Source organism: Pseudomonas sp. DR 5-09, assembly GCF_001655595.1.
Classification (GTDB): Bacteria; Pseudomonadota; Gammaproteobacteria; order Pseudomonadales; family Pseudomonadaceae; genus Aquipseudomonas; species Aquipseudomonas pharyngis.
Map to the genome: position 1 here is coordinate 4,423,500 of NZ_CP011566.1, position 27,000 is coordinate 4,450,499.

14 protein-coding genes are annotated in these 27,000 nt (G+C 62.8%); 4 read left to right on the top strand and 10 right to left on the bottom strand.

Translation table 11 applies throughout. The features are described from left to right. Positions 1 to 58 precede the first annotated feature (58 nt). The 4 genes from PDR5_RS19800 to PDR5_RS19815 form a co-directional block, all read right to left on the bottom strand. Positions 59 to 1,471 carry an aspartate aminotransferase family protein gene (locus PDR5_RS19800; RefSeq protein WP_064598227.1) on the bottom strand — a complete coding sequence of 471 codons (1,413 nt, stop codon included), beginning with the start codon at positions 1,469 to 1,471 and terminating at the stop codon, positions 59 to 61. A gap of 143 nt (positions 1,472 to 1,614) precedes the next feature. After that, positions 1,615 to 2,100, bottom strand: a complete 486-nt coding sequence (locus PDR5_RS19805) for a GNAT family N-acetyltransferase (protein ID WP_041475378.1) — start codon at positions 2,098 to 2,100, stop codon at positions 1,615 to 1,617. Between the two features lie 107 nt (positions 2,101 to 2,207). Next, on the bottom strand, positions 2,208 to 3,530 hold the full coding sequence (locus PDR5_RS19810) for an ATP-binding protein (protein ID WP_064598229.1): 1,323 nt from the start codon (positions 3,528 to 3,530) through the stop codon (positions 2,208 to 2,210). Beyond that, a complete protein-coding gene (locus tag PDR5_RS19815; RefSeq protein ID WP_011335250.1) occupies positions 3,530 to 4,210 on the bottom strand; it encodes a response regulator in 681 nt (226 codons plus the stop codon). The genes PDR5_RS19810 and PDR5_RS19815 overlap by 1 nt, the downstream gene beginning before the upstream one ends. Before the next feature lie 153 nt (positions 4,211 to 4,363). On the opposite strand from PDR5_RS19815, the gene dsbD reads away from it, so the two are divergent. From dsbD to dsbG, 3 genes are read left to right on the top strand one after another with little or no spacing between them, the layout of a single operon-like run. Next, complete coding sequence (dsbD, locus tag PDR5_RS19820; protein WP_064598231.1) at positions 4,364 to 6,097, top strand: protein-disulfide reductase DsbD; 1,734 nt, start codon at positions 4,364 to 4,366, stop codon at positions 6,095 to 6,097. Next, a complete protein-coding gene (locus PDR5_RS19825) occupies positions 6,097 to 6,969 on the top strand; it encodes a TlpA disulfide reductase family protein (RefSeq protein WP_064598233.1) in 873 nt (290 codons plus the stop codon). The genes dsbD and PDR5_RS19825 overlap by 1 nt, the downstream gene beginning before the upstream one ends. Continuing rightward, positions 6,945 to 7,715, top strand: coding sequence for a thiol:disulfide interchange protein DsbG (gene dsbG, locus PDR5_RS19830; RefSeq protein WP_064598235.1), 771 nt, complete (start codon positions 6,945 to 6,947; stop codon positions 7,713 to 7,715). Before PDR5_RS19825 ends, dsbG begins: the two co-directional genes overlap by 25 nt. Before the next feature lie 48 nt (positions 7,716 to 7,763). Here dsbG and PDR5_RS19835 read toward each other — a convergent pair whose 3' ends face one another. The 3 genes from PDR5_RS19835 to PDR5_RS19845 all read right to left on the bottom strand — a co-directional run bounded on the left by PDR5_RS19835 (position 7,764) and on the right by PDR5_RS19845 (position 23,379). Next, the gene (locus PDR5_RS19835) at positions 7,764 to 9,284 is read right to left on the bottom strand and encodes a hypothetical protein (RefSeq protein WP_064598238.1); all 1,521 of its coding nucleotides are present in this window, start codon (positions 9,282 to 9,284) and stop codon (positions 7,764 to 7,766) included. Positions 9,285 to 9,405: 121 nt separating this feature from the next. Continuing rightward, positions 9,406 to 10,230 carry an alpha/beta fold hydrolase gene (locus PDR5_RS19840; protein WP_064598240.1) on the bottom strand — a complete coding sequence of 275 codons (825 nt, stop codon included), beginning with the start codon at positions 10,228 to 10,230 and terminating at the stop codon, positions 9,406 to 9,408. Between the two features lie 147 nt (positions 10,231 to 10,377). Beyond that, positions 10,378 to 23,379, bottom strand: a complete 13,002-nt coding sequence (locus PDR5_RS19845) for a non-ribosomal peptide synthetase (protein WP_064598242.1) — start codon at positions 23,377 to 23,379, stop codon at positions 10,378 to 10,380. A gap of 379 nt (positions 23,380 to 23,758) precedes the next feature. Here PDR5_RS19845 and PDR5_RS19850 point away from each other — a divergent pair, with 379 nt between their 5' ends. Continuing rightward, positions 23,759 to 24,313, top strand: a complete 555-nt coding sequence (locus tag PDR5_RS19850) for an RNA polymerase factor sigma-70 (protein WP_039770389.1) — start codon at positions 23,759 to 23,761, stop codon at positions 24,311 to 24,313. Positions 24,314 to 24,385: 72 nt separating this feature from the next. Here the strand turns inward: PDR5_RS19850 and PDR5_RS19855 are convergent, their stop codons facing one another. The 3 genes from PDR5_RS19855 to PDR5_RS19865 all read right to left on the bottom strand — a co-directional run bounded on the left by PDR5_RS19855 (position 24,386) and on the right by PDR5_RS19865 (position 26,999). Then, on the bottom strand, positions 24,386 to 25,399 hold the full coding sequence (locus tag PDR5_RS19855) for a GNAT family N-acetyltransferase (RefSeq protein WP_064598244.1): 1,014 nt from the start codon (positions 25,397 to 25,399) through the stop codon (positions 24,386 to 24,388). Positions 25,400 to 25,486: 87 nt separating this feature from the next. After that, a complete protein-coding gene (locus PDR5_RS19860) occupies positions 25,487 to 26,284 on the bottom strand; it encodes a substrate-binding periplasmic protein (protein ID WP_064598245.1) in 798 nt (265 codons plus the stop codon). Between the two features lie 91 nt (positions 26,285 to 26,375). Beyond that, positions 26,376 to 26,999 carry a TetR/AcrR family transcriptional regulator gene (locus tag PDR5_RS19865; RefSeq protein ID WP_007955773.1) on the bottom strand — a complete coding sequence of 208 codons (624 nt, stop codon included), beginning with the start codon at positions 26,997 to 26,999 and terminating at the stop codon, positions 26,376 to 26,378. Position 27,000 lies beyond the last annotated feature (1 nt).

Here is a 27,000-nt window from a genome sequence, read left to right on the forward strand (position 1 = left end):
TGGGCTGCACGACGGTGCAGCCGGGTATGTAGAAAGAACGTTCGACGCGGCGAAAAATTTACAGGCCGGCGGTCGCAGCGCTCAACGCACGGCCGAAGATCTCGGCGACGCGGTCGATTTCCGCGGCGGTGATCACCAGCGGCGGCAGGAACCGCACCACCGCACCGTGACGCCCGCCCAGCTCCAGAATCAGCCCGCGCTTGAGACATTCGCGCTGAATCAGCGGCGCCAGACGTGCGAAGGCCGGTGGATGCCCCAGCGCATCCGGTGCGCCGTTCGGATCGACCAGCTCGACACCGAGCATCAGGCCACGACCACGAATGTCGCCCAGTTGCGGGAAATCGCGCTGCAGAACGCGCAGGTGTTCGCTCAGGCGTTCGCCCATGGCGGCAGCGTGTTCGCAGACCTTGTGCTCGACCAGGTAACGCATCACCGCGGAGCCGGCGGCCATCGCCATCTGGTTGCCACGGAACGTACCGGCGTGGGCGCCCGGCTGCCAGGTGTCGAGCCAGTCGCGATAAACCACCACGGCCAGCGGCAGGCTGCCGCCGATGGCTTTGGACAGCACCACCACATCCGGGGTGATGCCGGCGTGTTCGAAGGCAAACATCTTGCCGGTGCGGGCGAAACCGCTCTGGATCTCATCGATGATCAGCGCCACGCCGGCCTTTTCGGTGATGCGGCGCAGACCGCGCAGCCACTCGATGTCCGCCGGGATCACACCGCCCTCGCCCTGCACCGCTTCGACGATGACGGCGGCCGGCAATTGCACGCCGGCTTCGGGATCATTGAGCAGGTTTTCCAGGTAGCTCAGATTGGCCTTCACACCCGCCGCGCCACCGAGGCCGAACGGGCAACGGTAGTCGTAAGGGAACGGCATGAATTGCACGCCGTTGCTGAGCAACGCGCCCAGTGGTTTTTTCGGCCCCAGGCTGCCCATCAGGCTCAAGGCGCCTTGGCTCATGCCGTGGTAACCGCCGGAGAACGACAGCACGGTGCTGCGCCCGGTGGCGGTGCGCACCAGTTTCAGCGCGGCTTCCACCGCGTCGGTGCCGGTCGGGCCGCAGAACTGGATTTTCGCTTCCTTGGCCAATGCCGGAGGCAGCAGGCCGAACAGGTCCTGCACGAATTGATCCTTCACCGGCGTGGTCAGGTCCAGAGTGTGCAGCGGCAGTTCATCGGCCAGCACCTGCTGTATCGCCTCGATCACCACCGGATGGTTATGCCCCAGCGCGAGGGTGCCAGCGCCGGCCAGGCAATCGATGAAGCTGCGGCCTTCGACGTCCTCGACGTACAGGCCCTTGGCGCGCCTGAGCGCCAGGGGAATACGACGCGGGTAGCTGCGGGCATTGGATTCCTGCCGGCTCTGACGGGCCAGCAACGGCGATTCATTGAACTGATACAGCGTTTCCGCCGGCGCGGAGGCGATCCGGGCCGACGACTCTTCGATAAGGCTGGTGGCGACTGACATCTCTCGACCCCTCAATACGCTATGGATAGTGACCAAAAACTGCACACCGGGCAGGTGCGCGTTCCGGTCGCGGGGCGCACATGCAGGTTTTCCTGTTCTGGAAACGCACCAGCGTGTCGAGGATTTACACCCTTGATCGAATGTCAGGCCGACAATGCCAGCGGCTTGTGCATCGGCAGGGTCAAAACGCCGTGTTGCATGAAGGGAGACGCCGTTTCGCGATACCCCAGGCGCCGGTAGAACGCCGCGCCGGTTCGCGTGCTTGCAAGCGTGATGCATGGCCTGCCACGAATCCTCAGCCAACCCTCGAGATCGCCCATCAGCGCACGGCCCGCACCTCGGCGAAACCACTCCGGCTGCACGTGACAGAACATGACCTCGCCATGGGCTGCGGCCATGCCGACGCCGACGGGTTTGTCCTGCAGCAGCGCGATGTTCAGATAGTGATGGGGATCGGCGAGCCAGGCGCTGACGTGCTCCGCCGATTGTCGGCGGACCCAGCGGTCGACCAGTTGCGGGTCGTTGCGATGATCGAGCGCGCAACCGACGCGGATCGAACGCTCAAGGATCCTGCTGATGATGCCGGCGTCGGCGGGGGTGGCGGGACAGATATAGACGGGTGCTTCCATGGCGCTGTTTCCCTCAATCCATTGAGTCAAAGGCTGGGGCGACAATACCGTCACGGCCGGCGGATGACTAATGGAGAGAGGTTACATTTGATGTGCCCGGCAAACTGTCAGACCGGTTGCAGCGGCATGGTCAGCTCGACCCGCAAACCATCCGGACGGCTGTCGAAATGCAGGGTGCAGGCGCAGCGCTGAACGATCGCCTGGACAATCGCCAGCCCCAGTCCGCAGCCGATGCTCTGGCCGTTGCGCCAGAAGCGCTGGGTCAGGTGTTGCAGATCGTCAGGGGCGATTCCCGGCCCATGGTCGCGCACCACAAAACGCACGCGATTGGCGCTGGTTTCCAGGCTCAGGTCCACCGCGCCGTCCGTCGGCGTGTGACGCAGAGCGTTGTCCAACAGGTTGCGCAGGGCCGCGATCGACAGCACCGCCGGCATTTGCAGTGGAGCTTCGGACAAACGCTCGGGCAGGTGCAGTCTTATCCGCTGGCGCTGGTCGCTGGCCGAGTCCTGGATCGCCAGTTTCGCTACCTGCTCGGCGCTGCACTGCACACCGTCGTCGAACGACAGACTGCCTTCGACCCGCGCCAGCAACAGTAACTGCTCAAGGGTCCGATGCAGGCGGTCGGCCCCCTCCTCGGCTCGGGCCAGAGACTGATCGCGGGCACTGCCATCGGTCATGCGCGCCACTTGCAGGTGGGTTTTGATCGCCGTCAGCGGGCTGCGCAGTTCGTGAGCGGCATCGCCGGTCAGGCGACGCTCGCGTTCGATGGTCTTGCCGATGCGCTGAAACAATTGGTTCTGGGTTTCCAGCAGCGGTTTCAGTTCGCTGGGGAATGACTGCAACTGCAACGGCTCAAGCGAATCCGCGTTGCGACGCATCAAGGCTTCACGCAAGCGGTTGAGCGGCGCCAACCCCTGGCCGATCCCCAGCCACAACAGGCACAGGCAGCCAAGCAGCGCCACGCCGACCGGCACCGAGGCCGCCAGCAGGATCGACATGTTCAGGGCTTCGCGCTCGATCACCCGGTCGGCGGTGGTAATACGCACATCGCCCCGGGCCAGGGTGAAGCTGCGCCATGGGGCACCGTCGATCATTTGATCGTGGAAGCCCATCTTCTGGGCTTCCAGCGCCTGTTCCGGATTGTTGTGGCTGCGAGCGAGGATTTCCCCGCGCAGCGAGCTGACCTGACAGGCCATGCCGCCGGGAATGTTCAACTGCTCGGCGCTGAAATGAGTGCCCTCGCCTTTGCTCGGGACAGCCGGCAATTGTTCCAGCAACCCGGCGACCATCCGCGCCGACGCCACCAGGCGCTGGTCGAGGGAAAACATCATCTGGTTGCGCAGGTCGCTGAGCATCCAGGCGGCCGCCAATGCCCAGATCAGCGCGAATGCGGCGCCGAGGGTCAGGCTCAGGCGCAGGCGCAGGCTCATCACTTGTCGGGTTCTCCGCCATCGGCCGGGCCCAGGCGATAACCCAGACCGCGCACGGTTTCGACGATGCCTTTGCCGAGTTTGCTGCGCAGGTGATGGATGTGCACATTGAGCGCATTGCTTTCCAGTTCATCGTTGAAACCGTAGACGCTGTCCTTCAACTGCTCGGTGGACAGCACCCGGCCACGGTTGTGCAGCAAGGCTTGCAACAACGACTGCTCGCGCCGCGACAGATCCACCGGACGCCCCGCCAGGGTGGTTTCGCGACTGCTCGGATCGTAAGTCAGCGCGCCGTGTTCGATCAGATTGACGCTGCGTCCGGCCACCCGGCGCAGCAGGGTTTGCAAGCGGGCGAACAACTCGCGCAGGTCGAATGGCTTGAGCAGGTAGTCGTCGGCACCGGACTGCAGGCCGTCGACACGGTCGGTAACCGAATCCCGCGCAGTCAGGATCAGGACCGGAATCTCCAGGCCTTGCTGACGCAGTTGTTGCAGCAACTTGAGGCCATCTTCGTCCGGCAGGCCGAGATCGAGCACCATCACGTCAAATTCGGCAACCTTGAGAATCGCCCGCGCCTTGGAGGCGGTGTTGACGTGCTCGACGGTCAGGCCCTGCGCCGTCAGCCCGGCGACGATCCCGCTGGCGATCAACTCATCGTCTTCGCAAACCAGTACGTGCATGGTGAGTCCCGTGGAAAAGTGCTGATTAGGCCGCTGGCCGATTAAGCCGACATTATGCCCCGAACGCCACCGCGACAAGGGCGTCGCGGTTAATCATCGGTTAATCGCCGCCGCCCATTGTGCCCCTCAATTGCACAGGGACAAGGCTCCTCCATGCGTCATTTTTTTCTGTTTTTTGCACTGCTGATTTCGAGTCTGGCCCAGGCGGGGAATGATCCATTTGCGTCAAAACCGGAGTTCTTGCCGGTCGACAAGGCATTCGTGCTGACCTCGCAACGTCTGGATTCCGGTGAGACCCAGTTGTTCTGGCAAATCGCCGATGGCTATTACCTGTATCAGAAGCGTCTGAAGTTCGACGGACTGACGACACAAAACATCCCGGCCCTGCCCGAAGGCGAGTCCCACAGCGACGAGTACTTCGGCGAACAACCGGTTTATCGCCAGGGTCTGGAACTGAAGATTCCGGCGGCCGCCACGGGCCAGATCAAGGTCAGTTATCAGGGCTGTGCCGATGCCGGTCTTTGCTATCCCCCGCAGACCCGAGTGATCGACCTCGGCGGCAAAGCTGCCGCTGCGGCGACAGATGAAGCGCCGGATCAGGCACTGGCCAGCGGCCTGCAACAGCACTCGCTGGGCTGGAGTCTGCTGGTGTTCTTCGGCCTGGGTCTGCTGCTGGCGTTTGCGCCGTGTTCGCTGCCGATGCTGCCGATTCTGGCGGGCATGGTGGTGGGCAGCGGTGCTACGCCGCGTCGCGGTTTCGCGCTGGCCGGCAGTTATGTGGTTTGCATGGCCCTGGTGTATGCGGCGATGGGCGTTATTGCCGCGCTGCTGGGGGCCAACCTGCAGGCGTGGTTGCAGAACCCGTGGCTGCTCGGGACATTCGCGGCCGTATTTGTGGTTCTGGCGTTGCCGATGTTTGGCTTCTTCGAGCTGCAATTACCGGTGGCCCTGCGGGATCGACTGGAACACGCCTCGCGCAGCCAACGCGGCGGCAGCCTGATCGGCGCCGGCGTATTGGGCGCGCTGTCCGGTCTGCTGGTCGGCCCGTGCATGACCGCGCCGCTGGCCGGCGCTCTGCTCTACATCGCGCAAAGCGGCAACGCGCTGCACGGAGGCCTGATCCTGTTTGCTTTGGGCATTGGCATCGGCGTCCCGCTGCTGTTGCTGGTAACGGTCGGCAATCGCTTCCTGCCCAAGCCCGGCGCGTGGATGAATCTGCTCAAAGGCGTGTTCGGCTTCCTGTTCCTCGCCACCGCGCTGCTGATGCTGCGCCCGGTGCTGGAGCCGTCGCTGTGGTTGGGCCTGTGCGGCGCGCTGCTGTTGATCGCCGCTTACAGCGCCTGGAAACAGTCCGATGGCTTTGGTCGCGTGGCGCAGCTGTTCGGTGCCGGTTCGCTGTTGCTGGGCCTGTGGGGCAGTCTGCTGGTGGTCGGGGCGGCGGGTGGCAGTGACGATCCATATCAGCCGTTGCAGGTGTATAGCGCCGGACGCGTCGGATCTGCGGCGCCCAGCGGCCACGAAGCCTTCACGACGATCAAGGATCCCGCCGCCCTGCAACGCGAGTTAGACGCCGCCAAAGCCCAAGGCCAGTGGGTGCTGCTCGATTACTACGCCGATTGGTGCGTGTCGTGCAAAGTCATGGAGAAACAGGTGTTCGGCCAGGCGCGGGTGATGCAGGCCCTGAGTGATGTGCGCTTGCTGCAAATCGACGTCACCGCCGACAATGCCGCCAGCCGCGAATTGCTCGGTCGTTATAAAGTGCCTGGGCCACCGAGTTTCGTGTGGATCGGCGCCGACGGTGAAGAGCGCCGCAGCCAGCGCATCACCGGCGAGGTCGATGCCGATACTTTCCTGCAACGCTGGACCACCATCCGAGACGCCCGTTAATGCTGACCTTCACCCTCGGCACCTTTGCCATCGCACTCAATCACTTGTTGCTGATCAGCGCGCTGGCACTGGCGACCTTCGTCGGCTGGCGGGTGGCCAAGCGCGGCGGTGACAATCCCGAGTCGGCGCTGTTCAGCCTGTTTCTGCTCGGCATGCTGGCGGCGCGCATTGCGTTCGTCGCCGTGTATTGGGGGCACTATCGCAACGACCTGTGGCAGATCATCGATCTGCGCGACGGCGGTTTTCTCGCCTGGCCGGGGGTGATCGTGCTGTTGCTCGCGGCGTTGTATCGCGGCTGGCGCCGGCCGGGTCTGCGTCGACCGCTGGGTTTCGGTGTGGTCAGCGGTGTGGTGTTCTGGGTGATGGCGACCCTGTCGCTGAACATCTACGAGCAAGGCACGCGCCTGCCGGACATCACTCTGCGCAACGCCGCCGGGGAAACCGTGAAACTCACCGACTATCAGGGCGGGCCGCTGGTGATCAACCTGTGGGCCACCTGGTGTCCGCCGTGCCGCCGGGAAATGCCGGTGCTGGAAAACGCCCAGCAACAACGCCCGGACCTGACGTTCCTGTTCGTCAACCAGGCCGAAAGCATGCAAAGCGTCGCCACGTTTCTCGAAACCCAGGGTTTGAGCCTGAACAACGTGCTGTTCGACCGCAGCGGACGCCTCGGCCAGGCCGTGGGCTCCATGGCCCTGCCGACTACCCTGTTCTATAGCCCGGACGGTCGCCTGCTGGGCAGCCATTTGGGCGAATTGTCCAACGCCAGCCTGGCCCGTGCCCTGGAAAGCTTCGACACCCCGGCATCCAGCCTGAATCCGGCCACCTCTTCTTCAAGGAAACTGCCATGCCCCGCCTCCGCCACCTGCTGACGCTGACCCTGGGCGCCGCCCTGCTGCACTTGCCGTCGGTCCAGGCCGCTGAAGAACTGCCTGAAGCGATCAAGAAGATCGAAGCCAAGGGCGCCAAGATCGTCGGCCAGTTCGATGCGCCGGACGGCTTGCGCGGTTACGCCGCGCAATACCAGAACCGCGGCATGGCGCTGTACCTGACGCCGGACGGCAAGCACGTGCTGCTGGGCAACCTGTACGACGCCGACGGCAACGACCTGAGCAGCGCACCGCTGCAAAAACTGGTCTACGCGCCGATGGCCAAGGAAGTCTGGGCCAAGTTCGAGGCCAGCAACTGGATTCAGGACGGCAACAAGGATGCACCACGCACTGTGTACCTGTTCAGCGACCCGAACTGCCCGTATTGCAACATGTTCTGGGAACAGGCCCGTCCATGGGTCAAGGCCGGCAAGGTGCAGCTGCGACACATCATGGTCGGCATCATCCGCGAAGACAGCCCGGCCAAAGCCGCCGCCCTGCTCGCCGCCAAGGACCCGAGCAAAGCCCTGGAAGATCACGAGAAGGCCGGCAAGGCCAGCACCCTCAAGGCCTTGAAGGACATTCCGGTCGCCGTGCAGACCAAACTCGCGGCGAACATGCAGTTGATGGAAGACCTGGAGTTACAGGCCACCCCGGCGATCTTCTACATGGACGACAAGGGCGAACTGCAACAACAGCAAGGTGCACCGACGCCGGACAAGCTGGCGAAGATTCTCGGCCCGAATTAATGACAAAAGCCCGCTCTCAGGAGTGGGCTTTGATTGTGGCTCGAAAAATCAACCACACATTGTGAAAAAGTCGAGGAAGCTATAGTCCTCGCATATCACTTTCATGGACTTGATGCGTGTTTGCGGTGGCGCCACGAAGTCAATCAATTGATGCAGTGCTCCACCCTCGCTATGGCCGTGGTATTCCTTCCTCCCCAAGGATGCACCATTGGCATCGAAGTATTCGACGACGCCTTTAAGATGCAGGTAAGTCCAAGTGAAAGAAATTCGATCGTAGTCCGCCTGAAATTCAAACTGGATGTGTTGAGGCGGCGTTATAACGCTCGAGTTGATGCACATGCCGAAAGAGAGTCCTTCCAAGAACCCCACAATGGTGGAGCCAAAACGCATGATGCCTGCCGATCCTGCCCCCTCCAACAGCGTGATCGACATGGTGGGCAAGGTGAAAGTGTATTCGTCAGCGGCGCTGACAATTTTTACTTCATGACCATCAAAATTTTCCACATGAACATAACGTTGCTTCTGCACCGTTACTCGAGTGATGGGTGACGGCCGCACGATTTCGTCCCGCAAGACCCTGTAGCTCACGTCAACCGTTTCACCTTCATTGGCAGCCACTGCCGACGCACTCACGGCGACTTTAACCTCGCCTGATGAATTGCCATCAATCGTTTTCAGTTCAGGTGTCCCCTCGCCCGCAGTGCCAAGCCACAACGGCATGATCCTGTCGGCAGGACGCATGTCCTTGTACTTGATGACGATCATCGCTTCGTCCGGGACCAGCGCCGGATTCAGCACGTCGTACAGTGTCTGTTCAACAATCGGTGCCGGTAAATCGGTGTCGGATTTCAGCAGAAGTTCTGTCCAGCGCGGCAATTCATGCGCGGTGTCAATATTCGGACTTTTGTCGAACGCGACAAACACCTCTAGCGTCAGCGCCGATTTATCGTCAAGCCGAGTCAAAAAGCTTCGATCAATAGTCAATTCCAGACCGTTGCTCACCTGCTCGGATGTCACTTCCAGCGCCTTGACCAAATCAAGCGTTTCGTGGGTTGGATAATTGCGCTGTCCGACAACGCTGATCCAGATGCGCTGCCCAGGCGCGATGAACACCCAAGGTGAAAGCAGAACGCGCGCGTTGCCCGAAAACCTGCGCAAGTCCAGAAATACAGTACCTTCGATCTTGACGACATCGGGTAACTGCGGTTCCGGCAACTTGGCGGGAGGAATGTGTTCTACCGTCAGATGACGTGTATGGGAAAGCTTCACTTCTTCATTCAAGCTTGCTTTGTACCAGATTTGCACGGTTTTACCGACCGACTCACCGATGACCGACGCAGGGATGAAAACCTCAGCGGGAAGCGAAGCGTCCTTCGACTGAGTGGTAAATTCCTCGATATGGCCGGGCCTCGCCCAGAAGAGCTGGACACTATGTGCCGTACTGAGCCCTGGAAAATCGATTTGAACAGTTGTACCGCCCAAAAAATCGGTAGGTTGTAATGTTGAGTGCGGAGCATCAGGTACCAATGGAACCGGAAGCTCAGGAACATTTGCTGATTGGCTGGACATGACGACTCTCCTGTCGGCGATCACACGATTCAGCCCACACTGGGCGAGACCATTTAATGCCTGCTCAAGAAGAGCGCGCTACTGTCAGAGTTGACAGTAGCGCGGGACGCAGAAAGGTGATTCAGTCGACGGAAGGGTTCTGTTCAGACAAAAAGGTAAACAACACCTCAGTCACAAACCCGGGATTCTCCAGATTGGAGATATGCCCGGCCTCCGGCACCAGCACACACGGGCAACCAATCAACTCGGCCATTTCCCGTGCTTCCGACGGCGGACGTGGTTTGTCCTGATCGCCACAGACCACCAGCGTGGTGGCCGCATTCAGCTCGCCCAGACGCGGCAACAGGTCATCACGGCCAAAGGTGATGCGCCCCATCGGCACGATGCTGTCGCGCAGGCGTTCGGCCGAATAGCCGGCGAGTTTTGCGCGGAAATCCTGATACAGCGCCGACGCCCGATCGATGCCCGGACGGAAGAAGATCGGCACCACGATATCCAGCAGTTGTTCGGAGATTCCGCCGCTTTCCTCGATCTGTTTGAACAGCGAGAAATAGTACTGGCGGGTCGGCTCCGGCTCGACGCCGACGTAAGTGTCCATCAGCACCAGACCGTTGAGCCGCTGCGGCGCCGACAACGCCAGACGCACGCCCCACATGCCGCCGACCGACAACCCGACCAGCGTGACCCGGTCGATGTCCAGATGATCGAGCAAGGTCAGCGCCTGACGGGCGATGTCATCCAGCGAAGTAGTGCCTTGCGGCAAGCGCCCGGATTCACCGTGGCCCCACAGATCCAGGGCAATCACCCGGTAGTTCGCCGACAACGCTGCGATTTGCGGGGCCCACATGGCCTGGTCCCACAGGTAGCTGCCGGCCAACAACACCGCCGGGCCCGTGCCTTGATCAATGTAGTGAAGCGCCTGTCCGTCAACCGTGAAAAAAGGCATGGATAACCCCCGTGGCAAAGAAACTGGAGCACGAAGACTGAGCGGGCGCGCCTCGGCCGTCAATGATATGAAAGGATTACAAAGCCCGATTTGCGACAACGGCCACAGCGAAACTCATGTTTCGGTAGCCATTGCCGCGGCTGTGCTTTACAGCCCTTCCAGCTCCGCCATCAGATCATTCAGGCGATCAACCTTCTCCTCGGTAATGTCGCTGGCCGCCAGTCCTTCGATGTACCCGGCCAGTTCCTCCACCGTGCTGCATTCGAACATCGCTCGCAGCGGCACGTTCCGTTGCAGGGCTTTCTGCACCCGCGAGGCGATCTGCGTGGCGAGCAGCGAATGGCCGCCGAGTTCGAAGAAGTTGTCGCGTACCCCGACCTTCTCGACCTTCAGCACCTCGGCCCAGATATCGGCCAGGGTCTGTTCCAGTTCGCTGCGCGGCGCCAGGTAATCCTGGCTCTGCAGCTGGCCGATCTCCAGCGCCGGCAAGGCCTTGCGGTCGAGTTTGCCGTTGGCGTTGAGCGGCAAGCGGTCGAGCCACAACCAGTGCAGCGGCACCATGTATTCCGGCAGTTCGGCGCGCAGGCGCTGCTTGATTCGCTCCAGCCGTTCGCTTTGGTTCAGTGCAGAATCGGAGGCGACCAGATAGCCGACCAGATGCTTGCCATTGACGCCTTCCTGCACGCCGACCGCGCCGTCACGGACTTCCGGTTGCTCGTGCAGACGCGCCTCGATTTCACCCAGTTCGATCCGGTAACCGCGGATCTTCACTTGATGGTCGACCCGACCGACGTACTCCAGCACCCCGTCACTGCGACGACGCGCCAGGTCGCCGGTTCGGTACAGACGCTCGCCCGGCGCACCGAACGGATTCGGCACAAACACCGGCGCGGTGCGCAGCGGATCGCTGACATAACCGCGACCGACCCCGGTGCCCGCCACACACAACTCACCCACCGCACCCAGCGGCACCAGCTCCAGCGCGCCATCGAGCAGGTACAGCAAATTGTTGTCGGTCGGCGTACCGATCGGCAGGTAACTGCCGCGAGTCGAGGCCATGTCGACACGGAAGAACGCCACGTCGTCCGAGCACTCCGCCGGGCCATAGGCGTTGACCAGACCGATGTCCGGGTAGCGCAGCAGCCATTGGTGCGCCAGCTCCGGCGGCATTGCTTCACCGGTCGGCAACATCCAGCGCAGACCGTCGAGGCTCAGACGATCCGAAGCGAGCATGCCCTGAATCAACGACGGCACACTTTCCAGCACGGTGATGCCCTGCTGTTGCACATGCACCAGCAAGCCTTGCGGATCGTGGGCGATGGTGTTCGGCACGATGTCCACCCGCGCCCCGAACAGCGGCGCGGCGAGGAATTGCCAGACCGAAATGTCGAAACTTTGCGAAGCGGTCTGGGCGATCACATCGGCGTCGCTCAGGTTCAGGTACGGCACCTTGCTTAACTGGTTGTTGAGCATGCCGCGCTGCTCGACCATCACGCCTTTCGGCAACCCGGTGGAGCCCGAGGTGTAGATCACGTAGGCCAGATTGTCCGGACCGCTGAAGATGCCCGGATTCGCCGATGATACCGCGCCGGCCTGAACCTCCTCCCACACCAGCAAGCGTGGGCGGTTGGCGCAGCTGAACTCATCCAGCAAGGTCGTCGCCTGTTCACGGCAAGCCTCGGTGCACACCAGCACCGGCGTGCGGCTGAGCTCGATGATCCGCTGCAGACGCTGGCTCGGCAGGCCCGGATCCAGCGGCAGGTAACCGGCACCGGCCTTGAAGCTGCCGATGATCATGCCCAGCAGATCCAGATTCCGTTCGCCCAACAGCGCCACCGGTTGATCCATCTGCACCCCGGCCGCGACCAGTGCATGACCGAGACGGTTGGCGTTCCGGTTCAGCTCGGCATAGCTCAGTTGCTGATCGAGGCAACTGGCGGCGATGCGTTGCGGATGTTGCGCGACCTGCGCTTCGAACAGTTCGACGTAGCTCTGCTCCAGCGGATAGTCGTGCTCACTCTGGTTGCAGCCGTGGAGCAGGAAGTCCTGTTCCTCTTGGCCCAGCAGCGGCAGGTCAGCCATGTCGCCATGGAAGCCATCGACCAGCGCCAGCAGCAGACGCTTGAACTCGCCGAGCATGCGCTCGATGGTCGACTCGTCGAAGTAACGCTGGTCGTAGGACAGATGCAGACCGAGGTCATCACCCGGATAGCAAACGGCGGTCAGCGGGAAGTTGGTGTGGGTACGGCCCGAGTCCGAGGTCGCATTGAGGCTCTGCGCACGGTCCAGCACCGAGACTTCCACCGGGGCGTTTTCGAACACGAACAGGCTGTCGAACAGTGGTTGGCCTTTCGGCAGTTCGCTCTGCTCCTGAATGTTCACCAGCGGCAGGTATTCGTACTCGCGCAGTTGCATGTTGCTGTCGAGCAGTCCGCTCAACCACTGGCGCACGCTGACACGCTGATCGTCCGCCGGGATCTGCACCCGCAGCGCGATGCTGTTGATGAACAGGCCGACGGTGCGTTGCATCTCCGGCATTTCCACCGGGCGACCGGCCACTGTCACGCCGAACAGCACGTCGCGATCTCCGCTCATGCGGCGCAGCACCAGCGCCCACGCCGCCTGGGCGAAGGTGTTGATGGTCAGTCGATGGGCCTGGGCCAGCTCACGCAGACGGGCGCCGTCCTCGACACTCAGTCGCGTGTAGCGGTCGCCGACGATCATGCCGCCGCTTTCGCCGGCGTGCTCACGCAGGAACGGACGGTCACTCGGGATCGGCGTGGTGCGCTCGAACCCCTGCAGGTTCTGCTGCCACCACTGACGCGCTTCGGCCAGGCTCTGGCGTTGCAGCCAGCCGATGTAATCGCGGTAGCGCGGCGGCACCGCCAGTTGCGCTTCGCGACCTTCGCCGAGGGCGGTGTAGATCTCGAAGAAATCGTTCATCAGCAGCGAGCGGCACCAGGCATCGATGAGGATGTGGTGGTTGCTCATCATGAACCAGTAACGCGCCGCGCCGACCTTGATCAGGCGCAGGTGAAACGGTGCCTGATTGAGCAGATCGAACCCGGCCTCGCGTTCGGTCTTGAGCAGCGCTTGCAGTTTCGGCTCCTGCTCGGCGTCGGCGATGGCGCTCCAGTCCAGGTACTCGATCGGCGTGCGCCCCGGCGTATGAATCACTTGCAGCATGTCTTCGCCGACGTTCCAGCAGAACGAGGCACGCAGCGCTTCGTGACGGGCGACCACCGCTTGCCACGCCTGGGCGAAACGCTCGGGATCGAGTTCGCTGTTGATGCGGTAGCGATCCTGCATGTAGTACAGACCGGTGCCCGGTTCGAGCAAGGTGTGCAGCAGCATGCCTTCCTGCATCGGCGTCAGCGGGTACACGTCTTCAATGTGCGACGCCGGCACCGGCAATGCATCGAGCTGGGCCTGAGTCAGTTTCGCCAGCGGGAAGTCCGACGGCGTCAGGCCACCGGCCTCGTCCTGCAGGCAATGCTCGATCAGGCTCTGCAACTCGCCGACATAGGCATCGGCCAGCTCGTTGATGGTCTGCGCGTCGTAGCGTTCGGCGCTGAAGGTCCAGCGCAGCAGCAGTTCCCCGCCATACACCTGACTGTCGACACTCAACTCGTTCGGCAACGGTGCGTGCGGATCGTGGGCGGCGCCGACCGATTCATCCAGCGGACGGAACAGCGCGTCGCTGCCGAAGCTCTGGTCGAACTGGCCGAGGTAGTTAAACGTGATCGGAGCATTCGGCAACGCCGCCATGCTCTGACGGCTGACGTCATCGGCCAGATAACGCAGCACGCCATAACCGAGGCCTTTGTGCGGCACGGCGCGCAGTTGCTCCTTGATCGCCTTGATCGAAGCGCCCTGCCCCGCGGCTTCTTCGATATTGTGCGGGGTCAGGCGCAGCGGATAGGCGCTGGTAAACCAGCCAACGGTGCGGGTCAGGTCGATCTCGTCGAACAGGGTTTCCCGGCCGTGGCCTTCCAGTTGAATCAGCGCTGACGGCTGACCGCTCCAGCGGCACAGCACGCGGGCCAGCGCGGTCAGCAACAGGTCGTTGACCTGAGTGCGATAGGCGCTCGGTGCCTGTTGCAGCAGTTGCCTGGTGCGCTCGGCATCCAGTCGCACGCTGACGGTTTGCGCGTGACGATTCTCGCGACCGCCCTCAGGACGTTCGCACGGCAAGTCGGCATTCGGACCGGCGAGTTGCGCTTGCCACCAGCTCAGTTCTTCACGCAGGGATTCGCTGCCGGCGTAGGCCTGCAAGCGCGCCGCCCAGTCCTTGAAGGCGCTGGTTTTCGCCGGCAGTATCACCGACTGATCGGCGTCGAGCTGGCGATACACGGTTTGCAGATCGTCGAGCAGAACCCGCCACGACACACCGTCGACCACCAGGTGATGGATCGCGACGAACAGCCGTTGCTGAGCGTCCGGCCCATCGACCAGCACTGCGCGCAGCAGCGGGCCCTGGGCCAGGTCGAGACTGCGCTGGGCGTCGGCGAACAGTGCGGCGCACTTGTCCATCGACGGCACGCGAACCTGCCACAGCACGGCGGCATCGGTCACCGGTTGATAGGTCGCCTGCCATGCGCCGTTGACCTCGCTGAAGCGCAGACGCAGGGCGTCATGCTGCTCGATCACCGCCAACAGTGCTTGCTCCAGACGATGCGGTTCCAGCGCCACAGTCGGCTCCAGCAGCAACGCCTGGTTCCAGTGCTGACGCTCGGGAATCTCGGTGTCGAAGAACCAGTGCTGGATCGGCGTCAGACGCGATTCACCCGTTACCAGACCTTGCTCAGCGGTCACGGTTTCACTGCGGCTGGCAACAGCGGCCAGAGTCTGCACGGTCTGATGCTGGAACAGGTCGCGCGGGCTGAAGTGAATGCCCTGCTGGCGCGCGCGGCTGACCACTTGAATGGACAGGATCGAGTCGCCGCCCAGTTCGAAGAAGTTGTCGTTGAGACCGACCTGCTCGACGTTGAGCACTTCGCACCAGATCTGCGCCAGGGTCTGCTCCAATTCGTTGCTTGGCGCCACGTAATCCTGGCGATTGAGCTCCGGATCCGGCGCCGGCAAGGCGCGGCGGTCGAGCTTGCCGTTGGCGGTCAGCGGCATGCTCGCCAGCAGAATCAGATGGGTCGGCACCATGTAGTCCGGCAGTTGCGTCTTCAGGTGCGCCTTGAGGGCGTCGCGCAGTTCGGCCTGCTTGGCTTCGCTTCTCGAAGCGACCTCGGTCACGAGATAGCCAACCAGTTGCTTGCCGCTCGGCGCATCCAGCGCCAGCACCACCGCTTCGCGGATCGAGTCGTGATCGAGCAGGCGGGTTTCGATCTCGCCCAGTTCGATCCGGAAACCACGGATCTTCACCTGATGGTCGATACGCCCGAGGTATTCCACCAGACCGTCGGCGCGCTGGCGCACCAGGTCGCCGGTGCGGTACATGCGCCCGCCAGCGGCGGCAAACGGGTCGGCGACGAAACGTTCGGCAGTGATGCCCGCACGCTCGTGATAGCCCAACGCCAGACCGGCGCCGCCGACGAACAATTCACCGGTCGCGCCTTGCGGCACCAGCGCCAGATCGGCGTCGAGAATGTAGGCTACGCGATCACCGATCACACTGCCGATCGGCACGCTGCCGGCGCCCTCTTCCAGCACTTCCGGCGCCAGACTGGCCAGCGGCATGACCACGGTTTCGGTTGGGCCGTAAGCGTTGAAGAACAGGCTCGGCTTGAATGCTGCGCGAATCCGCTGCAGGTGTTCGCCGGTCAGCGCCTCGCCGCCGGTGATGATCATCCGCACCGGCAAAACCTCGTTTTGCGTCGCGAGGAACTGCGCCAACTGGCTGCCGTAGCTTGGGGTGAAGCCGAGAATATTGATCCGGTGTTCACGGATCAGGCCGCAGATTTGTTCCGCGTCCCATTGACCCTGCGCACGCAGCACCACCTGCGCACCGCTGAGCAGCGGCACCAGCAGACGCTCGGTGGCGGCGTCGAAGTTGATCGAATAGAAGTGCAGTTCGCAGTCGTCCGGACGCATGCCGAAGCGCTCGATCACAGCATGGCAGTGCATGGCGATTTCACCGTGGGACACCACCACGCCTTTCGGCTTGCCGGTGGAACCCGAGGTATAAATCAGATAAGCCTGATGCTGCGGCAGGCTGATAAAGGGCAGCTCGGTGGCCGGATAATCGGCCAGCGCGGCGCTGTCATCCTCCAGGCACCAGCGCGCCACGTTCGACGGCAGTTCGCCGAGGGCCTTGAACATCGCCCGGTCGCTGAGCAGCAGGCCGACGCCGCTGTCTTCGATCATGTAATGCAGGCGGTCGAGCGGGTATTCCGGGTCCAGCGGCACATAGGCGCCGCCGGCCTTGAGGATCGCCAGCAGGCCGACGACCATTTCCAGCGAACGCTCCAGCGCCAGACCGACTCGCACTTGCGGGCCGACACCGCGCTCACGCAGGGCCCAGGCCAGACGGTTGGCGCGGGCGTCGAGTTCGGCGTAGCTCAGGGTCTGCCCGGCGAAGGTCAGGGCCGGTGCGTCCTTGCGCGCCAGTGCCTGCTCGGCGAACAGGTGATGGATGCACTGATCGAGACGACGTTCGCCCGGCTCGACGCCGAGGCTGTCGAGCAATTGCTGTTGTTCAGGCGCATCGAGCAACGGCAATTCGCTGAGACGCTGTTGCGGGTTGGCGATCAACGCTTCCAGCAGGTTGCGCCAGTGCCTGGCCATGCGCGCAATCGTCGGCTCGTCGAACAGATCGGTGCTGTAGGTCAGGCAGCAACCGAGGCGATGGTCGAGGTCGGTGACTTCCAGGTTGAGGTCGAACTTGGTCGCCCGCGCATCGTTGGCCAGGTACTCGACGGTCATGCCGGCAAGCATGCGGCTTTGCTGGAATTCCCAGCGCTGGACGTTGCACATCACCTGGAACAACGGGTTGTAGGCGGCGCTGCGCGGTGGCTGCAAAGCTTCAACCAGATGATCGAACGGCAGGTCCTGATGGGACTGACCTTCGATCACGGTGTGGCGCACTTGCTCGAACAACTCGCCGACCGACATCTGGCCGTCGAGCTGGCAACGCAGCACCTGGGTGTTGAGGAACGCACCGATCAGGCCTTCGCTTTCCGGGCGGATCCGGTTGGCCACCGGCGCGCCGATACGCAGATCGGTCTGGCCGCTGTAGCGGTAAAGCAAGGTCGCGAGTGCAGCAGTCATGGTCATGAACAGGGTCAGACCGTTCTGCGCGTTGAACGCCCGAACGCGCGCGGCGAGATCGTCGCTGAGGTCGAAACGGAACAGTTCACCCTGATGACTTTGCACCGGTGGGCGCGGACGGTCGCCCGGCAGTTCCAGCAGTGGATGTTCGCGGCCGAGTTGCGCGGTCCAGTAGTCGAGCTGACGCTGACGCTCGCCGGACTCCAGCCAGTTGCGCTGCCACACGCTGTAGTCGAGGTACTGCACCGGCAACGGTTCCAGCGGCGATTCGCGATCATCGACGAACGCTTCATAAAGCGCGCTGAGTTCCCGGGCGAAGATGTCCATCGCCCAGCCTTCGGTGACGATGTGGTGCAGGGTCAGGACGAAGTAATGCTCCTGCTCGGCAGTCTTGACCAGGCAGGCGCGCAGCAGCGGGCCGGTCTCGAGATCGAACGGCAGGTGCGCTTCATCGTCGGCCAGTTGCTGGACCTTCTGCTCGCGCACATCGGCGGCGAATTTCGAGAAATCCTTCCAGTCCATACGCACGCCGGTCTCGGCATGCACCTGCTGACGGGCCACGCCGTCGACGCTCGGGAACGTGGTACGCAGGGTTTCGTGACGCAGGATCAGCGCTTGCAGCGCGGCCTCGAAACGCCCGACATCCAGCACGCCACGCAGGCGCGCCATACCGCCGACGTTGTACGCCGGGCTGTCCGGCTCCATCTGCCAGAGGAACCACATGCGCTGCTGCGAATAGGACAGCGGCACCGGTTTGCTGCGATCAACCTTGTCGATCGGCGGCTGCTTGTTGGTGCGGCCGCTGGCCTGGATCTGAAGGATCTGCTCGGCGAAATCACCGAGCTCGCTGTGTTCGAACAAGGCACGCAACGGCAGCTCGACGTCACAGGCCTGACGGGTGCGGGAAATGATTTGCGTGGCCAGCAGCGAGTGACCGCCGAGGGCGAAGAAGTCGTCACGCAGGCCGACCTGTTTCAGGCCCAGCACTTCGCGCCAGATCGCGGCGATCTGTTGTTCCAGCTCGGTGACCGGCTCGACGTGTTCGCGCACCTGCCATTGCGGTTCGGGCAAGGCGCGGCGGTCGAGTTTACCGCTCGGGCTCAGGGGCATGGCGTCCAGGCGCATCAGTTGCGCCGGGACCATGTATTCCGGCAGCTCGGCGGCCAGTGCGGTTTTCAGGCGAGCGATTTGCCCGTCCTGATCTTCACTGGCGTCGGTGGCGGTGAAGTAACCGATCAGTTGCGGGCCGGCGACGGTTTCGCGCACCAGCACGGCGACCTGCGCCACGCCGTCCTGAGCCAGTAGACGGGCTTCGATTTCTTCCGGCTCGACGCGGAAACCACGCAGTTTGACCTGCTGATCGAGGCGGCCGAGGTATTCGATCACGCCATCGTTCGTCCAGCGTGCGCGGTCACCGGTGCGGTACAGACGCGCGCCCTGCTCGCCCAGCGGATCGACCACAAAACGCTCCGCCGTCAGCGCCGGACGGCCGAGGTAACCCCGGGCCAGGCCGATGCCGCTAATGCACAGTTCACCCGGCACACCGGCCGGCACAGGATTGAGATCGCTATCGAGCACCCGGCAGACCACGTTGCCCAGCGGACGACCAATCGGCGAACGCTCGCCATCCGCCACGCTGCAATGCCAGTGAGTGACGTTGATCGTGGTTTCGGTCGGGCCGTAACGGTTGTGCAGTTGCACCGCCGGCAGTTGCGCCAACACGCGGTTGCGCAGTTCCGCCGGCAGCGCTTCACCGCCGGAGAAAACTCGGCGCAGGCTGGTGCATTCGCCGCTCAGTGGTTCATCGATAAACAGCGAAAGCAGCGGCGGCACGAAGTGCAGCGTGGTCACGCCGTATTGCTGAACCAGCTGCGCGATGCGATGCGGATCGCGGTGTTCGCCGGGGCCGGCGATCAGCAGGCGCGCGCCGGTGATCAGCGGCCAAAAGCACTCCCACACCGACACGTCGAAACTGATCGGCGCCTTTTGCATCAGCACATCGGTTTCATTCAGGCGATAAGTGTTCTGCATCCATTGCAGACGCTCGGCCAACGCCGCATGCGTGTTGCCCACACCTTTCGGCTGGCCGGTGGAACCGGAGGTGTAAATCACGTAGGCGAGATTGTCGCCGTGCAGGTGCAGGCCCGGTGCCTGGCTCGGCCAGTTCTCCAGGTGCAGGGTGTCCATGGCGATCACGCTGACGCCTTCGCTGGCCGGCAAGCGGTCGAGCAATGCCGTCTGGGTCAGCAGCAGTTCGACGCCGCTGTCGTTGAGCATGTAGGCCAGACGATCGGCCGGGTAATCCGGGTCCAGCGGCACGTAGGCGCCACCGGCCTTGATGATCGCCAGCAGGCCGATCAGCAGTTGCGGCGAACGCTCGGCGGCGATGGCCACGCACACGTCCGGGCCGACGCCCTTGTCGCGCAGGTAATGGGCGAGACGGTTGGCCTGGGCGTGCAGTTCGGCGAAGTCCAGGCTGCCGCCGTCCCACGCCAGCGCGGTGCGATCCGGGGTCTGACGGGCCTGTTCATTCAGCAGTTCCGGCAGCCATTGTTGCGCCGGGGTGCACGGGGCAATGCTCCACGCGTTTTGCTGAGTATGTTCAGTGGCGGTCAGCAGTGGCAGGTCGCCGATGGCTTGGTCCGGACCTTCGCAGACAGCACGCAGCAGGTTGCTGAAATGCTCGGCGAGGCGCTCGATGGTTGCCGCGTCGAACAGCTCATCGGCGTAGTCGAAGGACAGCGTCAGGCGACCGTTGCGGTCTTCTTCACTGTGCAGTTGCAGATCGAACTTGGCCTCGCGGCTGTGCCACGACAGTTCTTCGGCGAGCAGGCCCGGTAGACGTTTGAGCGCACTCAGGTCGCGTTGCTGGTGGTTGAACATGACCTGGAACAGGCCTTGTTCGCGGGCCTGCGGGAAGGCTTCGAGCAGTTGTTCGAACGGCAGGTCCTGATTCGCCTGAGCGCCGAGTACCGCCTGACGGGTTTGCGCCAGCAGTTCGGTGAACGGCAGTCGTGAATCGACGTCGGCACGCAGCACCTGAGTGTTGATGAAGAAGCCGATCAGGCCCTGGGTTTCCAGACGCGGACGGTTGGCGTTGGGCACACCGATGCGGATGTCGCGCTGGCCGCTGTAGCGATGCAGCAGGCTCTGGAAGGCCGAGAGCAGCAGCATGAACGGTGTGGATTGATAGGCCTGGGCCGTCTGGCGAATGGCGTCGCTGAGGCTGATCCCCAGACGAACGCTGTGGCGTGCGGCGCTGTGAATTTGTTTGGCAGAACGCGGATGGTCGGTCGCCAGCTCCAGGGTCGGATGTTCGTCACCCAGCTGCGCTTTCCAGTACGCCAGTTGCCGTTCGCCCTCGCCTTGCGCCAGCCATTGGCGCTGCCAGCTGCCGTAGTCGGCGTATTGGGTTGGCAGCGGCGCGAGTTCGGCGCGCTGGCCTTGGGAAGCGGCGGCGTACAGGCGCGAGAACTCGTCGATCAACACGTTCAGCGACCAGCCGTCGGCGATGATGTGGTGCAGGGTCACCAGCAACTGGTGATCTTCATCGTCGAGGCGAACCAGCGTCACCCACAGCAGCGGGCCCTTCTCCAGGTCGAATTGGGTGCGGGCTTCGTCCTCGCGGATCTGTAGTGCGCGGGCTTCACGTTCGGCGACGGCCAGGTCGCTGATGTCGATCAGTTGCAGGTTGAATTCGCCCGCCGCTTCGACCTGTTGCAGCGCTACGCCGTCGCGCTCGAAGAAGCGCGTGCGCAGGGATTCATGGCGCTCGATCAGTTGCTGGAAACTGGCGCGCAGGGCGTCTTCGTCCAGTTCGCCACGCAGGCGCAGGGCGCCGGGAATGTTGTAGGCGCTGCTTTGCGGATCGAGTTGCCAGGTGATCCACAGTCGGTTTTGCGCCAGGGATTGCGGCAGCGCTTCGCTACGCGACAGCGCGGTGATTTCGCCTTGGGCGCTGCCGCCGTCCTGTTGCTGTTGCGCCACGGCAGCGGCGAATGCGGACAGGGTCGGTGCTTCGAACAGCAGGCGCAGGTTCAGCTCCAGGCTCAGTTCTTCGCGGACCTTGGCGATCACCTGGGCGGCGGCGATCGAGTTGCCCCCGAGCAGGAAGAAATGATCGTCGGCGTTGACCTGTTTGACGTTGAGTTGCTCGGCCCAGATGTTGCCGATCAGCGCTTCCAGTTCGGAGGCGGATGCCGTCGAGTCCAGAGCGATTTCCGCAGTGACCGACGGGAACACCGCATAGCTGTCGAGGCTGCCGTCGGCCAGGCGATTGCGGCAGGCCGAACGTTGCAGCTTGCCGCTGGAAGTTTTCGGCAGCGCGCCCGGGTTGAGCAGCACCACCACGCTCGGTGCTTCCTGATACGCCTCGGCCACCGCTTGGCGAATGGCTTTGATCAGCGCTTCGGGCGGCAGGATTTTCTGCACGCTGCGGCTGATTTCCGCCGCGATGCCGATGCCCTCCTCGCCATTCTGATTGACCGCAAACGCCGCGACGCGGCCCTTGCGCACCACCTCCACTTCGTTTTCGACCGTCTTCTCGAGGTCCTGCGGATAGAGGTTATGACCGCGCACGATCAGCATGTCTTTCAAGCGACCGGTGATGAACAGTTCACCTTCGCGAATAAAGCCCAGGTCACCGGTGCGCAGCCAGGTCTGGCCGGCATGCTGGACGAAGGTCTTGGCGCTGGCCTCGGGGTTGCGCCAGTAGCCGAGGGCGATGCTCGGGCCGGCGGCCCAGACTTCACCCACGGCGTTGTCGGCCAGTTCTTCGAGGGTGTTAGGTTCGACGATCAGCACCGCATGTTCCGGCTGACTGATGCCGCAGCTCATGATCGGGCTGCCCTCGCCCGCTTCGGCGCGGTTCTGTGCGAGGGCTTGATCGTCGACGCGCAGTGCTGGAATCCCTGTGCCGCGCGGTGTGCCGGCGACGAACAGGGTCGCTTCCGCCAAACCGTAGGACGCCATGAAACTGCTTTCGCTGAAACCGCACGCGGTGAACTTCTCGGCGAAGCGCTCGAGGGTGTCGAGACGGATCGGCTCGGAGCCGGAATAGGCCACGCGCCAGCGGCTCAGGTCGAGACGCTCCAGCGCCGATTCGCTGACTCGTTCGCTGCACAAACGGTAGGCGAAGTCAGGCCCGCCGCTGATGGTGCCGCCGTACTGGCTGATCGCTTCAAGCCAGCGCAACGGCCGGCCGAGGAAATACGCCGGCGACATCAGGATGCACGGCACGCCACTGAAGATCGGTTGCAGCAGACCGCCGATCAGGCCCATGTCGTGGTACAGCGGCAGCCAGCTGACGATCACGTCATCGGGGTTTACGTCGATACCGAAACCGTGGCGGATCAGCAGTTCGTTGGCCACCAGATTGCCGTGGCTGACCTGCACGCCTTTGGGCAGCGCGGTGGAGCCGGACGTGTATTGCAGGAAGGCGATGTGGCCTTGCGGCAAGGTCGGTTCGACCCAGCGCTCGGCCAGCGCAGCGTCGAGGGTGTCGACGCACAGCAGCGGTGGCGCGCCTTCGATTTGCTGCAGGGCGTCGCGCAGGTCGGCGCTGGTCAGCAGCAGGCGCGGTTCGGCGTCGGCGATGATCGACAGCAGGCGTTCCTGATGGTGACGCTTGGCCGATTCCGGCGGATAGGCTGGCACCGCGATCACCCCCGCATACAGGCAACCGAAGAACGCCGCGACGTAATCCGGGCCGCTGGGAAACAGCAACACCGCGCGATCACCGAATCCGGCCTCGGCCTGCAACGCGGCGGCGATGGTGCGCGCGCGCTGATCGAGTTCGCGATAACTGAGCACCACAGCCTGCTCCTCGGTTTCGGCGAGAAAGCGCAAGGCCAGCCGATCCGGCGTCAGGGCCGAACGGCGCTGAAGGGCTTGGACCAGGGTGCTGGGGAGTTCGAACGCGTCGGTCATGAGGTTTCCTGCCTGAATTCGGCTTGCTGGTGGAATCGGGTTGGCTGCGGCATGCCCGTGCAAGGCATGCGGGACACGGTCTTCGCCGACCGTGCAAGGCACTGGAATGCGGTAGGTCCGGGGCTGCGTACCCGGATCCATTCACCAATGAGAACGGATGACGTCTTGAAATAATTAGTCGGCAGGCTGGATCGCCAACGGGGCTGGGCGCTTGGGCGAGTGCGGCGGCGTGTCGCAGTTCTCAGATCGCACTGTTATGGATCATTAGTTCTCTTTCTCAATTGACAATCATTATCATTCAACATAATTTGTCGCTCGATGTGTAGGACGGCCCCGCCCCCAGGCGTCCCACTAACCTATTGGCAGCAAGGTGATTTCCATGACGGAACAAGTATCCACAAGCAGGTGCGATTCACCGCTACTTCAGGCATTCGTCGACAATCGACTGATTCTGGTCAAGATTGCAGCCCGCATTACCGGCTGCCGGTCACGCGCCGAAGATGTGGTGCAGGATGCGTTCTTCCGACTGCAATCGGCACCGCCGATCACGTCGTCGATCAAGGCCCAGCTGAGTTATCTGTTCCAGATCGTGCGCAATCTGGCGATCGATCACTACCGCAAACAGGCGCTGGAGCAGAAGTACGCCGGCCCCGAGGAGGAAGGGTTGAACGTGGTCATTCAGGGCGCTTCGCCGGAAACCTCACACATCAACTTTTCGACCCTGGAACACATTGCCGACGCGCTGACCGAGCTGCCCAGCCGCACCCGCTATGCGTTCGAGATGTACCGCCTGCACGGCGTGCCGCAGAAGGACATCGCCAAGGAACTCGGCGTTTCCCCGACCCTGGTCAACTTCATGATTCGCGACGCGCTGGTGCATTGCCGCAAGGTGTCGAGCAGTCGCGCCGATGCGGTGACCGCAAACCGTCGCTGATAAAAATCGGCCGCAAAAAAAGATCGCAGCCTTCGTCGAAGGGCTGCGATCTTTTTTGTCTTCAGCGAAATATCACACCAGCGTGCAGCGGTCGAAAAAGCGCTCGCGCCCGAGAATCATCAGCGCCGCGCGTTTGTGCGGGAAGTCGAATTCCTTCTCGCAGTGGAAGCACTGGTTATGCATGTGGCCAATCATTTTCGCGTTGTCGGCACGCGGTTCGGCGACCACCCGCTGCGTGCGCGGATCATCCAGGAACAGATAATGCACCAGCGCCGACAGCCAGCTCGCCACCTTGTGCGGGCCGCGATGGTCTTCTTCCCCGACCAGCATGTGAATGCCGCGATCGTAATTGTCGGCATCGTAGAACGGTGCGATGCGATCTTCCTTGGCCCAGTAGGCTTCGAAATAGGCAAACGGCTGATCATCGAAACAACCGATCAGGGTCAGCGTGTGCGGATCGGCGTCGAGCTTGCTCAGGTACTCGCGATGCTGTTCGAGGCTGCCCTCTTCCTGCCAGAAACTGGCGACTCGCGGGCTGTTCTGCCAGCGATTGAAACGCGCCAGATCCTGCTCGATCTCCACCGTTCGCAGGGAAATCCAGGCACCGAGACGCGCATCGAAGCGCCGATAAACCTCACCACGCGGTTTCACCGGTCGCAGCGGATGACGCTTGCCGTTGCTGATGACCATCTGCTGCGGATAACTGCCGGTCAGCGAGGCCCCCAGCCACGGTTGCGGCAGTTGCCAGAACAGCGTGCGCTCGCAGCGATATTCGCCCGCCACTTCAGTGCTCACCAGCAAGCCGCTGAGCAAGGCTTCGGTCGGCGCCTGGTCCAGTTGCCAGATCAATTGCTGACGCGCCGGCTCCCGGGCAAACAGCCAGTAACAGGCTGCCCACAGCGCCTGGCCTGGCGGCAGCGCGTAGCGTTCATCGATCTGGATCGGCCCCTGACCTTCACGATCGAGGCGCAGGCGAATCAGCGGTTGCCCGTCCAGGCTCAGGCTCAGACGGCTTTCGGTGGCATCGGCTACCAGTTGGCTGCCCGAAGGCAAGGCCAGGGCAGTCAGGTCATTCAGATTGGACATGGGTCGGGCTCACGATAATCGTCGACAGTTCAACGATGGGACGTGAGCCGGGGCGGGAAATTTAGGCCGGACGCGAAAAACCGCAGCTCATTGATGCGGCACCGGCACCACCGCAATCTTGTACGGATCGAAGATCTTCAGCATCTGCCCGTTGTCGCGTAGGCCTTGCAGCAGCTTGCCGAAGGCTTCACCGGTGATCGGAGCCTTCGGACTGAGAATCGCGTAATGGTGGTAGATCTGGTCGATGCGCTGGGACACCAGCAACTCGTCGCGCACTTTTTCGTTGCGCAGCAGGTAATCGAACAGGTACGAGCGGGTCACCAGCGCAATGTCTGCGCGCCCGCGCAAGACCATCAGCAGGTTGCTGTCGTGGGAATAGGTCAGCGTGGCGCTGTAAGTTTCGGCGAGGTACTTGGGATCGGCATTGAAGTTGGCGAATTCGTAGTGATAGCCGCTGTACAGCGCCAGCCGTTTACCCTTGAGATCGGCGAAGTAATTCTGCTGGCGACCGGGCTTGTTCTGCGCGACGAAAATCTCTGCGTCCTCAAGCCCCATGTCGACGGTGATGTGGGGAATGTCTTTCCAGCCCCACTCAGGGTTTTCGAAGATCGCCATGTCAGTGCGGCTGTCCTTGAAATCGCCGAACCGGCGAGGAATCGAGGTGGGCACCAGTTCGAAGCGATAGTCGCTCTGGGCGCTGTTCAAAGCCGCGACCAACTCGGGCAGCAGGCCGGTGTCGGCGCCATTTTCCGGGCGAATGGTGTAGGGCGGAAAATGCGCCGCGCCCACTCGAACCACCTGCGCCGCCGGAGCGGGCAATACCCATAGTGCAGCCAGCGCTGCGAGCATCAGCCCGGCGGCCGTCCGAATTGGCGAAGACTTCAAAACACCCCACTCCCCGAAAAAGTACCGATCATTGCATTCAAGCTAGGCGGTTTCGCCAAGTTAGCCAGTTTCCCGGCCCGATAGAAAGCGCCTAGCGCTCTTCGAGCACCAGAATCAGCGCTTCTTCGGCCAGTTGATCCAGGCTCAGGCTGCCGCCGGCACGGAACCAGGTGGTGGTCCAGGACAGCGCACCCGTGAGAAAACGTCGGGTAATGAACACGTCACCACGGATGAACCCCGCCTCCTTGGCCTCGCCCAGCACTTGCAGCCAGAGGTCTTCGTAGATGTCGCGCAGCGCCAGCACTTTGGCCTGACCGTCCTCGGACAGCGAGCGCCATTCATACACCAGCACCGCCATCGCCTCGCCGCTGCCGCCCATGATCGACTGCAATTCGCAGCGGATCAGCGCCAGCACCCGCTCGCGCACATCGGCGGCATCGGCAAGGGCTGCGCGCATCAGCGCGGTGTTGTAGCGGATGGTTTCCTCCATCACCGCCCGCAGGATTTCATCCTTGCTCTTGAAGTGATGAAAGATGCTGCCGGACTGGATCCCCACGGCACCGGCCAGATCGCGCACGGTGGTGCGCTCGTAGCCTTTGTTGCGGAACAGGTGGGCCGCCACTTGCAGCAATTTGCCGCGAGCGCTGTCCGGATCGGTCAGCTGGCCGGCGTCTACCAGTTCACGCATGACCCTCAGGGCTTTTTGCTCGTCCACC